General features: G+C 41.9%; 12 protein-coding genes and 1 CRISPR repeat array. Of the genes, 7 read left to right on the top strand and 5 right to left on the bottom strand.

The window, feature by feature from the left end:
- Positions 1–10: 10 nt before the first annotated feature.
- A CRISPR array of direct repeats spans positions 11–2131; the repeat unit is 35 nt; unit sequence CTCCCTACTCGCTAGGGAAATTAGTTGAATGGAAA.
- Between the two features lie 62 nt (positions 2132–2193).
- The 3 genes from ACE1CD_RS01545 to ACE1CD_RS01535 form a co-directional block, all read right to left on the bottom strand.
- A complete protein-coding gene (locus tag ACE1CD_RS01545; protein WP_374821064.1) occupies positions 2194–2466 on the bottom strand; it encodes a hypothetical protein in 273 nt (90 codons plus the stop codon).
- Positions 2467–2574: 108 nt separating this feature from the next.
- Positions 2575–3540, bottom strand: a complete 966-nt coding sequence (locus tag ACE1CD_RS01540; protein WP_374821061.1) for a hypothetical protein — start codon at positions 3538–3540, stop codon at positions 2575–2577.
- Positions 3541–3546: 6 nt separating this feature from the next.
- Positions 3547–3690, bottom strand: coding sequence for a hypothetical protein (locus ACE1CD_RS01535; RefSeq protein WP_374821058.1), 144 nt, complete (start codon positions 3688–3690; stop codon positions 3547–3549).
- A gap of 96 nt (positions 3691–3786) precedes the next feature.
- Here ACE1CD_RS01535 and ACE1CD_RS01530 point away from each other — a divergent pair, with 96 nt between their 5' ends.
- The gene (locus ACE1CD_RS01530) at positions 3787–4077 is read left to right on the top strand and encodes a hypothetical protein (RefSeq protein WP_374821055.1); all 291 of its coding nucleotides are present in this window, start codon (positions 3787–3789) and stop codon (positions 4075–4077) included.
- A gap of 293 nt (positions 4078–4370) precedes the next feature.
- Here ACE1CD_RS01530 and ACE1CD_RS01525 read toward each other — a convergent pair whose 3' ends face one another.
- Complete coding sequence (locus tag ACE1CD_RS01525) at positions 4371–4889, bottom strand: sigma-70 family RNA polymerase sigma factor (protein ID WP_374821052.1); 519 nt, start codon at positions 4887–4889, stop codon at positions 4371–4373.
- A gap of 220 nt (positions 4890–5109) precedes the next feature.
- Positions 5110–5325, bottom strand: coding sequence for a hypothetical protein (locus ACE1CD_RS01520; RefSeq protein WP_374821049.1), 216 nt, complete (start codon positions 5323–5325; stop codon positions 5110–5112).
- A gap of 526 nt (positions 5326–5851) precedes the next feature.
- Here ACE1CD_RS01520 and cas10 point away from each other — a divergent pair.
- From cas10 to ACE1CD_RS01490, 6 genes are all read left to right on the top strand, one after another.
- Positions 5852–8821, top strand: a complete 2970-nt coding sequence (cas10, locus tag ACE1CD_RS01515; protein ID WP_374821046.1) for a type III-B CRISPR-associated protein Cas10/Cmr2 — start codon at positions 5852–5854, stop codon at positions 8819–8821.
- Positions 8808–9911 (top strand): type III-B CRISPR module-associated Cmr3 family protein, encoded by a 1104-nt coding sequence (locus ACE1CD_RS01510; RefSeq protein ID WP_374821043.1) that lies wholly within the window; start codon positions 8808–8810, stop codon positions 9909–9911. Before cas10 ends, ACE1CD_RS01510 begins: the two co-directional genes overlap by 14 nt.
- 5 nt (positions 9912–9916) lie before the next feature.
- Positions 9917–10825, top strand: a complete 909-nt coding sequence (gene cmr4 / locus ACE1CD_RS01505) for a type III-B CRISPR module RAMP protein Cmr4 (RefSeq protein WP_374821040.1) — start codon at positions 9917–9919, stop codon at positions 10823–10825.
- Positions 10818–11396, top strand: coding sequence for a hypothetical protein (locus ACE1CD_RS01500; RefSeq protein WP_374821037.1), 579 nt, complete (start codon positions 10818–10820; stop codon positions 11394–11396). Before cmr4 ends, ACE1CD_RS01500 begins: the two co-directional genes overlap by 8 nt.
- A complete protein-coding gene (locus tag ACE1CD_RS01495) occupies positions 11396–13108 on the top strand; it encodes an RAMP superfamily CRISPR-associated protein (protein ID WP_374821034.1) in 1713 nt (570 codons plus the stop codon). Before ACE1CD_RS01500 ends, ACE1CD_RS01495 begins: the two co-directional genes overlap by 1 nt.
- Before the next feature lie 78 nt (positions 13109–13186).
- A complete protein-coding gene (locus ACE1CD_RS01490) occupies positions 13187–14023 on the top strand; it encodes a hypothetical protein (protein WP_374821031.1) in 837 nt (278 codons plus the stop codon).
- The last annotated feature ends 13 nt before the right edge of the window (positions 14024–14036 follow it).

Genomic DNA, 14036 nt, shown 5'->3' with positions numbered 1-14036 from the left:
GAGAAGATGCCTCCCTACTCGCTAGGGAAATTAGTTGAATGGAAATAGTAGGGAGTGCGATCGCAGATACGATCGCCGCAATTTGCTTCTCTCCCTACTCGCTAGGGAAATTAGTTGAATGGAAATATCATCTGGGTATTGGCTTCCACCACCTGCCAATATTCTCCCTACTCGCTAGGGAAATTAGTTGAATGGAAATACTCGTCTACTGCACTGGTCATAGCTGTATTGATTTCTGCTCCCTACTCGCTAGGGAAATTAGTTGAATGGAAATGCTGGTGGCACTGCCGGCCAGCGCGGTGCTGCTGGTGGCCTCCCTACTCGCTAGGGAAATTAGTTGAATGGAAATAGCCGGAACCAATCCAGCATAGGTAGGCGTCATTGATCTCCCTACTCGCTAGGGAAATTAGTTGAATGGAAATCGCCGCTGAGGTCTGCGCCACCGAGGTCTGCACCTCTGAGGCTCCCTACTCGCTAGGGAAATTAGTTGAATGGAAATACTGCAATTCTCCCAGCTTACCTAAGTCAGTCCCACCTCCCTACTCGCTAGGGAAATTAGTTGAATGGAAATATTTTGGTTCGCCACCAAATACTGGTAGTTCACCTTCTCCCTACTCGCTAGGGAAATTAGTTGAATGGAAATCAATTTGACTGTCGCAAGTACATCGACAGGCAATGATGCTCCCTACTCGCTAGGGAAATTAGTTGAATGGAAATCTTCTAACTGTTCGATCGCTTTCTGTAACCGCTGAACTCCCTACTCGCTAGGGAAATTAGTTGAATGGAAATATCAATGGAACGATCGACGGATGGTAATCGAAGTTGTCAATGCTCCCTACTCGCTAGGGAAATTAGTTGAATGGAAATTGCACCATAGAGGTCTGCACCACTGAGGTTTGCGCGATCGCCTCTTTTCTCTCCCTACTCGCTAGGGAAATTAGTTGAATGGAAACTTTTTGGATACAGAAGGCACAACCGATGCTCGAATGGGACTCCCTACTCGCTAGGGAAATTAGTTGAATGGAAACATCGCGCTAAACTGCTGTTTTCTCCATAATTAGCTCCCTACTCGCTAGGGAAATTAGTTGAATGGAAACGAAGATGAGAAACCGACGCGAAGACGAACAAATTCTCCCTACTCGCTAGGGAAATTAGTTGAATGGAAACTTAAGGCTTCCACTTCTTTGATTAGTTGTTTGGCCCGTTCTCCCTACTCGCTAGGGAAATTAGTTGAATGGAAACAAAAATTGCCCAGTCATTTTCGATATTAAAAACCGGCTGATCTCCCTACTCGCTAGGGAAATTAGTTGAATGGAAACGTTTTGATACAGATACGCTGTTTCCCTCGTCTTTATTACCGTTCTCCCTACTCGCTAGGGAAATTAGTTGAATGGAAACTGCCTTCCACATGAACCTTGAAGGCGCCGAGAATATCAACTCCCTACTCGCTAGGGAAATTAGTTGAATGGAAACCGCTCAATAAATTTACCGGAGCGAGGATCTTTAAGCTCCCTACTCGCTAGGGAAATTAGTTGAATGGAAACTGGAGCGAAGAAGAACGTAGCCAAGCAATTATACACTCCCTACTCGCTAGGGAAATTAGTTGAATGGAAACTTGAAAGCGTCGAAATCATCGAGTTCGTCAAATCCTAAGTTCTCCCTACTCGCTAGGGAAATTAGTTGAATGGAAACTTGAATTTTTCCATTGCTTTGTCCTTCGATTTTTAAGCCTCCCTACTCGCTAGGGAAATTAGTTGAATGGAAACAATTCAGAGGAACTTTATAACCATGAACCCTACAAAATACCTCCCTACTCGCTAGGGAAATTAGTTGAATGGAAACTCCATTTCTTGTTGCTGTTGTTGAAGTTGTTTTTGACTCCCTACTCGCTAGGGAAATTAGTTGAATGGAAACTGTAAGAAGTGCTGATATACAACATGATTTACTCTCCACTCCCTACTCGCTAGGGAAATTAGTTGAATGGAAACATTGACCCTAATTATGGTGGTACAGGTGCAATACCTCCCTACTCGCTAGGGAAATTAGTTGAATGGAAACGTTCATCCGCAATATAATCATCTTCTGTTACTGGATATCTCCCTACTCGCTAGGGAAATTAGTTGTGGAAATAACAAAACAGAGAAACCCGGTAACTATTACGAAACCGGGTTTCTTTTTTTCAACAGACAAAACCTAATTAAACCTAGCCAACAATTCCTCACGAGATGAATTTAGCAACAAAGCCGTGGAATCTGCTGGCGGTAATGCCAACAAAGGCTCAATAATTGCCGTTAATTCCTCATCCAAATCGCCAAATTTAGCCCTCAACAAATTTTCCACAAAAATTCGCTGTCCTTGGCGAACACCTTGTTCGATCCCTTGTTCGATCCCTTGTTCGATACCTTGTTCGATACCTTGCTGAGTAGCTTCAGCTAGACGTTGTTCGTAAAGTGGTGACAACCGCATAATTAAATCTCGCTCCTCCGGTTCTAAATTTTAGCTAAATCTAGCATATTAATCGAGAAACCGGATTCCTTTAAGAAACCCGGTTCCTAATTTTTAAACTCACCGAACCTAATTAAACCTAGCTAACAACTCCTCACGGGATAATTGCAGCAATAAAGCAGTAGAATCTTCTGGCGGCAAAGCCAACAAAGGCTCAATAATTGCCCTTAATTCCTCATCCAAATCGCCAAATTTAGCTCTCAACAAATTTTCCACAAAAATTCGCTGTCCTTGGCGAACGCCTTGCCCAATACCTTGCTGGATACCGCGTTCAATCCCTTGTTCAATACCTTGCTGAATACCGCGCTCGATCCCTTGTTCGATACCTTGCTGAGTAGCTTCAGCTAGACGTTGTTCGTAAAGTGGTGACAACCGCATAACTAAATCTCGTTCCTCCGGTTCTAAATTTTGTTTTACCTCTAATATAGCCTTGAGGTTACTTAACAATTCCAACACTGCACCCCGAAACAAGTCATTTTCTGGAAGTGCTGCTAATTCATCAATTGCTTGTTGCTGTACTCTCCCTTTTCCTAAAATTCGCAACCAAAGCGTTTCTGGCGTCTGTGGTAGTTGGTGAATCACCACAATTCCCCCTTTCCAATGTGGAGGAAACGCATAAACCCCACTGACCGGGTTGTTTACATCAAGTGTAGCTCCAAAACCTGTCAATAGGGACTCCGATGCCGTGGGAGAAATAATCCACAGGTGAGGTAAGTCTGTCTCTTCAAGACGGCTATTTTTTCGTCTTGCTTGACGTTCTAAAAAAGCAAAAAGATCGAACAATTTGCCGATACAGCTACGCACGTCACCAAGATCGATCGCATTCCGAAAAGGTTCAAAAATCGCCGATGTCGCCGCTAAACGCGCTAGCAATCCCAATGCGGTTGCATTCCCAGCTTGCGCCGCAGGTACAAACCAAACATCAATCTCCCTCACTTCACCAGCGATATTTTGACTTGTTTTTACTTCTCCCAATGGTGCTAACAATTCTTTGAGATAGTCTTTGGCAAATTGGTCGTAAGGAAATACAGTCATTCGATATTAAAAGAAAAGCATGATGAAATTGTAGCCGATATGCCTGACACCAGAAGCGCTCAGAAACTCGGTAACTCCTGCTTTCACTGGGTTTGTTTTCCAAGCACGATCGCACAAATTTGTCAAGCAATGCCTACTGTTAAATGTCACATAACGAAAGTAAGTTCACTTATATGTAGAAAGATTTGGACACTGTGCTTGTTTCCAAATTTGACTATTAATGGATCGAAGCGTGATAGGTAATATATGAGCAAACTCAAAGAACTCAAAAAACCTGACCTAACCAAGTTTGTACGTTATCAAAACCAAGGTAAACATCGTACCATTCATAATGTTATCTTGTTTTGGAAGGTAGTAGGTATTAGTTGTACAGGGATTGTTTCAGTTTACTCCAGTAACGCCGTACTCAGTGGCACAATTACAGCAACGGTTTGGATCGTTTGCGAAATTGTTGACGCGCAATTTGCGAAACATAATGAAGATAAATACGACAAAATTGCGGAAGTACTGAAAAAAATACAAAATAGAAAATACTAAGTAAGCTTGAAGTTAAGGTATCGCAAGCAATTCCTTAACTTCAAGCAAATTTTGTTGAAGGCAAAGACTCGTCTTAGCTCTATATATGCTAAGATTTATAGACTCTCCTAAAAAGGAGAAATTAGTTGAATGGAAACGAACACATCTAATTGATGTTGAAAAGATGTCAAGTACATAATGTCTTTTGGGGACATTAATAAAAAGCCCGGTTATAACCGGGCTTTTTATTAGCTGAGTAATAATTGTGGATAAACAAAACTACCAGCCTGACATCTAACTTGCAAATTCCGCGATCAGAAATATTTACTTAAAAACACTTTTCTAAGCCGTTTAATTGCTCGCTCTCCCTTTTTACGTAAAGCGTCAACAGTGGCACAGTTACCTTTGTTAGCTAGGTATTGAGCTATGTCTTGCCAAGACAATTTTTCAAAAAAGCGTAATTCCAAAATCTCCCGTTCTTGTGGTTTTAATTCCTGAAGTGCCTCGCGAACTTTCCTATGCTCTGAAGTGTCTGCCTCTTCTAAAATAAAGTCGCATTGTTCGCTCTCTGTATGCTTATCAAGTTCAAAAGGATCGAATGCTTGACATTTTTTTTGCTTTCTGCTGAGTTCACGTATGTAGTTCAAGCCAGTAACACGAATCCAGGCTTCCAGATTTAGAATTTGTTTTCCTGCTTTAATCGCACGATCTAAACGCACGATAGATTCATTGATTACATCATCTGGCTCATGGGAACCTAGCAAGCCAAATTGTTGCAGACGATATCTAAAAAAAATTTTCAAGTCTGCTAAGGTTGAGCTATTCAATTCCATTGTTTTCTTGCTGTTAATTGATTTTGAACAGATGTCAAGTTCACAATATTTTCAGTCGATGGAAAAGATAATCGAATGAAAAATTGTGTAGTGCCTGAATAGTAAGTTTTAGCTCATAAATTTATTCCTCCTAAATAACGAGTATTAATACTCATTGACAGCAGTACAAAATCTTTAACTTGTTTCTCTAATGTTCGGATCGTCGCGACTACTCTCCAAACTAGCCTAACTCATGAGCTACGAAACAATCGACCTTTTTGAGCCAGAAGTTTAGCTCATCGTCATACACCGCTAATTCTAGTAAAGTTGCCATGCCTTCCGCATCATCTTCAGATAGGTGTGGAAGGATAGCTAACTTGTAGTACTCTTGAACCAATTTTAAGATGGTGCCAGAAATATTTGCTTGCTCCTCTTGTATTTGAGAAATGAATTTCATAACCATAACCTCCTCTATGTTGTGACTGGGATATTCCAATGTGACAAAATTTCCAAGATAAAATAATAAATTTTTATTTATTATTTTGATTTCAATATAAATTTTGATTATTCTTGGCTTTACCAATCTTATTGATATCCTCAAGGTAGCCGCTAGAGTGTCACATATCAGGACTTTGCTTCATTCTTAAGCAGAAAGTAGAAAGGAAATATGCTGTGAAGCCTATACAAAAACTGATTCTGAGTTATTGCCCCATTTTCCGCAAAGCACGATCGCACAAATTTGTCAACCAAAAGCCAATAATCATTAAAAATTGTGCAAGCTTCCCAAACCCTGACCAGCACAAGCTTCTAGGCATAGACATTAAAAGAATCTGGATATTTGCTTATTCGGGCAAAATTAGAGCAATGCTTGATACAGTGCAATACAGGAGAGTGCGGAATGGGAGAGTAAAGAAATATTCATCCCCGCACTTGCCGATCGCAAATTGCTGCCATTGAACCACTATATATATAAGGATAAATTCGTGTCGCAAGCATACTGGCAAGCGAAAATTTGGGGACTGCTACACGACCCCATTTTCAAAGCATTGCACAATAACGACGGACGTGGCGGAAATAGCTTCTGGCAACAGCTGGAAGTGATGCAAGAGTGGAAAGAAAAAAGTTGGAATCCCGAAGAATCGGGGAAGAAAATTCTCGAACACATCCACTTGGCAGATTATATCGCATCGGCTAGTGACAGAGGTGCGATCGGTAGCGTCACGGACAGCATCAACTACAATCAAAACGGCTTGGAAATTTCCCACCTGCTATCCGGGGAAAAACTGCGCTGGAAAGTAAAAGCGCATGAAGAAGTAATGTGCGATCGACAAAATTATCTCCAAAACCAAGAAACCGAACTGCTACAAAAAATACCAAACATCGCCAAACAAGATATCAAATGTTTGTTTTGGTGGTTGTGGCGCTGTTTGCCAGAAGCCGCCTGTCAGCAACTACAAGATAACACCCTCCTGCTAATGCCAGCCGAAACGCGCCTTCCCGACAGTTCCATCTGGAGTCACGCCAGCATCACCGCCGCTTTAGCAGGTGCGTTAGCAGGATACCATCTCACACCCGCCGACATCGAGAAAAAATGGCCATCGGACAAAACCTTATCCCATCCTTATCTTGTCAGCTTCAGCTTTACCCCTGTGCAAGAATTAATCAAAGCCAGTCGCAAAACACGCGATTTTTGGGCAGGTTCTTGGCTGTTGCACTATATTTCCGCCACACTTAGCTGGAAACTCGCCCTGCAATACGGCCCCGATACTTTAATATATCCCAGTTTGTACCAGCAACCGTTAATTGATTTGTGGTTGCTGCAAAAATATCCCGAATTCCAAGATTGGATAAAAAAACCAAATTCCCGTTCTCTCCTCACCGCCGGATTTCCCAATGTTTTGGTATTAGTGCTACCAAAAGATAAGGTAGCCGATGCGATGCAAACTGCCAAACAAATTGTCAAAGAAGCTTGGCGCGACTTAGGTAACCGAGTTCTCGACGAATTGCAAAATAATAGAAAATGGATGCCAGATTTACAACCTAATAGTAGCACTTGGTTCGGCTGGCTGAACAGCCAATGGCAAACTTACTGGAGTGCAGTACCGATTGGGAAAGAAGGGGAAGAACTGAAAAATGCTGCCATTCCGAAGGAAAGGGAAACCGAATTTCAACTTTGGCTAGACGCGCAAAATCAAGCTTACGTTACCAACCAAAAAGATAACTTATTTCACGATAACGAAATCGCCTTTCTCCGGGAAGCATACCAACAACGTTTAGAGAAACAAGGCAGAAAATTTAGCGTGAATGTTGGTTCTTGGTGGCCAAAAATTTTCGACCAAACTCGCTTTGCCTTAGCCGCCGTCAAAAATGCCCGTACTTGGCAAATTCCCACTGCTTTCGGCCCTCGTTCTACTATATCCGGTTTAGGGCCAGTTGTCCATCCCGGCGCTGATTGGATAACGGAAGGAGAAACGAAAAAATATTGGCAGCAACGAGTTGGTTTATTTGATGGTAGAGAACAATTGAATGCGACGGAAATAGTCAAACGCACTTTAGAAAAAGTATTACCCGAACTGTTAGGGATATCAGAAGATGAAATTGTCGCTTCTTACCCGGACTTAACCGCAGGCGTGGCGGGATATTTGAAAGTGAATGCTGGCGATATCAACCATCAGCAAAATTTCGATGCTGCTTGTCAAGCTATCTTAAAGGAATTTGATTGGGCGAAAAATGCGATCGCAGATATGAGGAGTAAGTGGGGTATTCCCTGGATAGATAGCAATCCTTCCCCGAAAAAATCTCATCCTCGCTTGCTAAATGCAGGTTGGTTAGTGGAAGATTTGCCAACAGAAGATATCGGTAACGACAACAAAATCAAAATTGAATATCGCCAGCAAGTCCAAAAAGTCATAGACGATTACTATCCCAATAATAACCCAGCCGATTGGTACGTGCTAGCCGCTGGCGACGGCGATAATATGAGTAAATGGTTGAAAGGGGAGAAACTAAAAAGTTACCGTCACTATATTGCCTCGGATTTAGCAACTAAAGGAGAAAGTTTCCAAAAGTTTTTAGAATTGCCGAAACGCATGGGGCCATCCACTCACAACGCCCTCAGTCGCGCTTTATTAGATTTCTCGAATCAATTAGTTCCTTATCTCACAGAACAACGTTATGCGGGCAGGTTAATTTACAGTGGTGGCGATGATGTTTTAGCTTATACAAATCTTTGGGAATGGGATAAATGGTTGTGGGATATTCGGCAATGTTTTCGAGGATTTGAAGACCCGTTTGCAGGAGAGGAAAATAACGAAGGAAAGTATTTCGATCGCGATGGTGATTACTGGTATTGGAATTGCGATCGATCCGAATTACCATCAGGTTTATCCCAGCGTCCCCTGTTCACGATGGGACATGAAGCTACCATCAGTTTCGGTATTATTATCGCCCATTATTCCGTCCCTTTAGCCATTGCCTTAGAAAATCTCTGGTTAGCTGAATCAGAAGCAAAAGAACACAAATATGTTGATAAAAATTATATCACAAAAGATGCCGTTCAAGTCAGGATAATTTACGGAAACGGCAACATTCTAAAAGCTACCGCTAAATTCGACACTTTCCGAGAATGGCAACAATTGCTAACTGCCACACCAAACTTAGACAGTGCGATATTTGAACAAGCAGCCCAACTTTTAACGCAACATCGTATTCCGGTAAAAGAAGCGATCGCACCTTGGACAAAAGCCTTTTGCAGCCGCCGCGACTTCTTCAAATCCGATGAGAATGCCAAAAATAAATTTCAGCAAAAACTAACAGATTTCATCGATAAGTTATGGAATACTACCCAGACAGAAAACCTAGATAGCCAAATGCAAAGCTGGTTAAAAATAGCTGCCTTTACGCTCCGAAATCGTCAAATCCAATTAAGAAAGCAAGCCAATGTTGTGGTATAATCTAATTTCATTAGACGTATTAATGTTCCGCGATGCCAAACCATTTACTCCAGGCGAAAGGGCGTGGGCGAGTAGCAGTTTCCCGCCCAACGGCCATGCGATCGCAGGTGCATTACGCGGACTCTTGGGCGACAAAGTTAACTTTCAATTAAAAGGGCCATTCTTCTGCTACCAAGAGCAAATTCTATACTTGCCCCGACCTTTAGGATTTGACGGTATTATCCCGTTAATTCCCATCGCTTGGAATAAAAAGTCGCCTCTAAATAACGCCCTATGGGATAAACAACAACCATGCCCGTTATCGCGTCCGTACCCACCCGACAAAGATAGCGAAAATGAAGAAGAATTCGAGCGAAAATCCTTCAAATATCGGCAATTTTTACCTTATGATATAGTAAGCGAATATCTCGAAACAGGTAAAATCAGCCCAGAAGATTGGTTGGTGAAAGAAGAAGGAGAAAGCCAACCTTGGGCCATCGAGACGCGATCGCACAATGCCCTTCTTGAAGGTACGCGCCAAGTCAAAGACGCGGATGGTTACTTCGTGGAAAACGCCATCCGACTGAAAAAAGATTGGAGTTTAGCTATTGGAGTCGATCGAGAAATTCCCACCCCAGCTACCTTACGACTTGGTGGCGAAGGTCATCGCGTAATTTTAAAGCGCTGTCGGGAATTAGACGCACAATGGGACAACTTGCAAACGCGATCGCAATCCAATTTTACACCAGGAGGAAGAAAACTTGCTTACCTAATTACACCAGGAGTATTTGAACGCCTCCACGATGGTAACAAAGCCATCTGTCAGGCATGGCCTTGGGAATGGAAATTAGCCCACGCTACCAATCCTAACCAAAACCGAGGTCAATTAGTTGCGATCGCCACCGATAAAGCCGTTCCTATTAGCTGCCGCCTTCGGCATCAAGGCGATAGCGTCCCCGCGCCGCAAGTATTTGCTGCACCTGCTGGCAGTATTTATTACTTGCAACAACCGCAAGAATTGTTTCAGGATAGCGAAGAGGGAACAGAACAAGCTAAACGTTGGCGGCAATTAGGTTATTCAGAATTGTTGTGGATTTCTTATCAGGAGTAATGAAGATGAAAGACTTTCGGATTGGTTATCTTTACAGTCTCGCACCTATTCATTGTGGTGGTGAAGGCGATTTGGGTAACATTTTAGAAATTGCCCGTGAAGTACATACCAATTTTCCTTATGTACCAGGTTCTTCTTTGCGAGGTAGCTTGAGAGATGAAGTGAAATTACTCGATCCAAAAGCAGTAGATATTTTATTCGGGAAGGAACTAGATGAAAACGGTCAAATGGGAGTACATCAAGTTTGGTTTGGGGATGCGCGTTTGCTGTGGGTTCCCATGCGAACGATGTCTTTAAGAGGCGGTGCTGATATTTTCACTTGGGTAAGTTGTCACTCTTTAATTAGAGATCATGCGATCGCATCTAATAAACAATTCGTTGCCTTCCCAGATCGACCTGTGGGAACTCGTGCAGGTACTTACATAGTAGCAGATGCACAGATTGAAGTATCCGCTATGAATGACCAGCAAAAAAATGCGATCGCACTTGCTGGCGATTGGCCATCTTCACTGCAAGATTCCGTTAAACCCAATTGGGAAAAAAATCACATTGTCCTGCCAGATGCAGATTTCCAAGTTTTAATGGAACACTCACTTTGGACGCAAGTTCGCAACAAAATTCAGGAGGAAACAAAAGGTGCAAATCAAGCAGGATCGGCGGAAGTATTTTGGACAGATGTTTGTATTCCCAGAGATACCATTTTGTATTTTACTTGGGGCTACCGCTTGCTAAAAGAAAACCCTGTTACCGAGCTACAACACAAATCAATGATAGAAGTGTTGGAAGGTTTATTGCAAGTTGGCGGACAAGCAAATGTAGGGCGAGGTTGGGTGCAAAGCTGGGTTAGCGATGACACTTTTAAATTCTCAGAATCTGAATCGATTGCTACAAATGTAGAGGTTAGCCATGTCTAAAAAACACAAAAATTCTAAATCGAATCCTTCCAATCAAAGTGCATCTGCGGAAAGTTCTGGCAATCTTAATAAGCCTAATAGTGCGCCAAATACTATACCTGCGGCACAAGAAGCGAATCCAACTTCTCAATCTAGCAGAATAAAACCAGAACAAATCAGCTTAGATGCTCATCGCCACATTCAGAAATATCTGGAGATTAGCGATAAGTCAAAAATAGATAAAAATGATTTGAATGCCATTTTGCGGCTATCTCAGCATTTGCGAGTATTTGGTTTGCTATCCGCTGTAGGTTATGTAAATCAATCCAATGCACAAGAGAATAATAAGACTCGCCAAAGAACTGCCCCCGTGTGGCGAGTATTATTAGGGCAAATGATCGATGAACTTAATCTGCCAGGTACTCCCAAACTGATGGAAATCGAAGATCCAAATGAGATGGCAAGAGAGTTAATGGAACAAGTTGTCAGGATAGCTAATCAGCAACCATCTGAGTATATGGCAAACTGGCGAAAATCTCTGAATTTATCAAATCATTGGAACTTTTGGGCAAGAGCCTATCAGGAGGATTAATGTATTCTGGAAATCGATTAATTGAACTGTTGGAGAAACAGCACGAAACGCGATCGCAACAGTCAGAAAAATACAAAGGCTTGTTCAAAAAAGGCACTTTTACTATCCAGTGGCGAGCCAAAGTTGGTTATTTTCCTCATCCCGATGCAGAAACGATTGTTTCTGCGGGTGAACCTTGCGGTGCGTGGAAAATAACTAATGGAAGACCAGAAGATAAACGCAATGTAGGTGATAATTTAAAGTTATTACCAGTGCTACCACTAAACGGATATATTCCAGGGTCTTCTATTCGAGGTTTAGTGAGAGCTTGGGCAAAGCAAAGGCCGGAAATTAAACCAAGAATGTTGGAAATTTTGGGGTTTCAAGATAACGAAAATATCAACCCTGGAAAAATTGAGTTTTTGGATGCTTGGCCTGAAAATGCCACCAAGTTAACATTAGATATCGTCAATCCCCAAGAGCCTTTTCAAGTTTATCATCAAGGCCAAAGCACGCCTCTATCTTTCTATACACTAGGCAACGGTAAAGACACTATAAATATAACTGTTGCTATTCGGGGTATTCCCGGTAAAGTTACACAAACAGAGGTTGAGGAAGTATGGGAATGGGTACAACAAGGACTTAGTTTATACGGAGTTGGCAGTCGCACTGCTTCTGGTTATGGTGCGATTAAAACTAAAGATGTACCCAAACCTAAAGCCGATCCTGATTATGCAATCAAACGGTTTGATTTTACTCTTTACAGCCAAGGATGTTATGGCACAGATACGCAAAATAACCCTGATTTACGTCCTTCTCACTGGCGGGGATGGTTACGTTCTTGGGTATTGCGATTTTTATTAGGAGTAATGTCTGAAAATGATGCCAAATTAACACTAGCAGAATTAATGGGGATTTTAGAACCCGATAGTCGGAAGGGGTGTGTGCGATCGGAAATGATTAAAATCCAGAAGGTAAAAGTATCAGAAAATTCACCCTCTTTTTACGTTTGGAAAGGTAGGCTTGTTTTAAACGCACCCAACGAAATTTTAAATGAAATTATCCTACCAATTGTCAGATTTGCTGTCAGTGTTGGCGGTGTAGGACGAGGTTGGCGACGACCATTGCATATTTTTAGGAACGATCGCAACTTTGAGGCTGCAAGAGGTACTCATCTAACCTTAACTCAAAAACTTAAAAAGAAAGGTACAGATGAGTTGAAAGACGTTCCTTATCGTTTGTCGCCATCGAATGATTGGAAAAAGACTTATGATGATTGGCGAAATGCTATGCAAAACCGTTGGCCAAAGCGAGTTATTTCCGGTTACAACAATCCTATAGCAGAGGTTTTTTCTCCAGAAAGCTGTGCGGTTTATGTAGTTCCTGGCCCTAGTGATGAACCTCTTGAATTGGTCGATATTGAATGGCAAGAAACTAATCCCTTAGATACTCGCGGAGATGGAGTTGATCTAATTTATCAACCAACTTATAAACGAAAAATTGATGTAGGAGGAATTGCTGGAAATGGTGGATCTTTTTGTTCTTGGGTAAGCATTAAACGGATGAATATTCCTAATGAAAAAGAAAATACGAATTGTCAAGAAATTGTTTGCTTGTTTATGGGTGGACAAAGACCAGGATCTAATCATTTGCGATCGCAATTTCTCAATGACCTTGCCAAAATCTCTGGTGCTGTTCATTTATTTGGAGTTCAACCGCCAACACAGCAATAGTATAGCGATCGCACATCCCCCCAAAACTACATCCAACTCTGGCCTTTCACGTAAAACTTTACCAATTAATTCAAACTTATGCTCACCAAAAAATCCAAGAATTTACCGCAAATTGAAGGTTTTTTTTCTCCTCGATCGCCCCTAGAATTTCTAGGCTATACTATAGTATCAGGGATGATACCTTTGATTTGGGCTGGTCAACCTATAGGATTTATCTTTGTCTCCCTATTTGCACTTGTTTGGTGGCAAATAGATCGGTGGCGCACCCGGAAACAAGCGCAAAGAACGGCTTTCTCTGTGAATAAAGAAAGTCCGCGTCCTGCGAAAGGCTTGATTCTCTTGCTCAGCCCTTATAATCCCATGAATCCTTCTCTTAAAGATGAAAAACTTCTCAAGCAATTACTCGATACGCTGCTCAATTCTCCTCAACCTCAAGCAGCAGATTTTGATAATATAAGTTTGCCATCTTCTAATCTACTTCCGCAAATAAAAGCAATCGAATATCATATCCAACAGGGTAGTTTGCGGGATGTTTGGCTGATTTGTAGCGAAAGTTACGACACCGTGAAAGGTTCGGAAATTACAGCGGCGATTTTGGAAAAATATCTGCACTTCCAATATGGTCAACAAAGACTTGATATTCATACCAAAAACCTTTCTGTCAAGGATTATGATTATGCAAGCCTCTGTCAATTAGGCGAAAAAATATTTCGCGAAGCTGGCTATAAAGATGAAGTTTTAGTGGCAGATATTACGGGTGGTACAAAAATGATGAGTGTTGCGCTGGCTATGGCTTGCATTCCACCGGGACGAAGGATGCAATATATGGATTCGCAAAGAGATTGGCAGGGAAATCCTTTACCGAAAGGTCAAATGAGTCCTGTTGTAATTGATGTCGATCCGATTCTTTACTAACCTTCTGATTCAA

The organism is Aerosakkonema sp. BLCC-F183 (genome assembly GCF_041929145.1).
GTDB lineage: Bacteria > Cyanobacteriota > Cyanobacteriia > Cyanobacteriales > Aerosakkonemataceae > Aerosakkonema.
This window is presented reverse-complemented; position numbering and strand designations above follow the sequence as displayed.

Excerpts from the sequence above, each read along its gene's own strand:
- ACE1CD_RS01545 (WP_374821064.1), bottom strand. The coding sequence starts at position 2,466 with ATGCGGTTGTCACCACTTTACGAACAACGTCTAGCTGAAGCTACTCAG.
- ACE1CD_RS01540 (WP_374821061.1), bottom strand. The coding sequence starts at position 3,540 with ATGACTGTATTTCCTTACGACCAATTTGCCAAAGACTATCTCAAAGAA.
- ACE1CD_RS01530 (WP_374821055.1), top strand. The coding sequence starts at position 3,787 with ATGAGCAAACTCAAAGAACTCAAAAAACCTGACCTAACCAAGTTTGTA.
- ACE1CD_RS01525 (WP_374821052.1), bottom strand. The coding sequence starts at position 4,889 with ATGGAATTGAATAGCTCAACCTTAGCAGACTTGAAAATTTTTTTTAGA.
- ACE1CD_RS01520 (WP_374821049.1), bottom strand. The coding sequence starts at position 5,325 with ATGAAATTCATTTCTCAAATACAAGAGGAGCAAGCAAATATTTCTGGC.
- ACE1CD_RS01510 (WP_374821043.1), top strand. The coding sequence starts at position 8,808 with ATGTTGTGGTATAATCTAATTTCATTAGACGTATTAATGTTCCGCGAT.
- cmr4 (WP_374821040.1), top strand. The coding sequence starts at position 9,917 with ATGAAAGACTTTCGGATTGGTTATCTTTACAGTCTCGCACCTATTCAT.
- ACE1CD_RS01500 (WP_374821037.1), top strand. The coding sequence starts at position 10,818 with ATGTCTAAAAAACACAAAAATTCTAAATCGAATCCTTCCAATCAAAGT.
- ACE1CD_RS01495 (WP_374821034.1), top strand. The coding sequence starts at position 11,396 with ATGTATTCTGGAAATCGATTAATTGAACTGTTGGAGAAACAGCACGAA.
- ACE1CD_RS01490 (WP_374821031.1), top strand. The coding sequence starts at position 13,187 with ATGCTCACCAAAAAATCCAAGAATTTACCGCAAATTGAAGGTTTTTTT.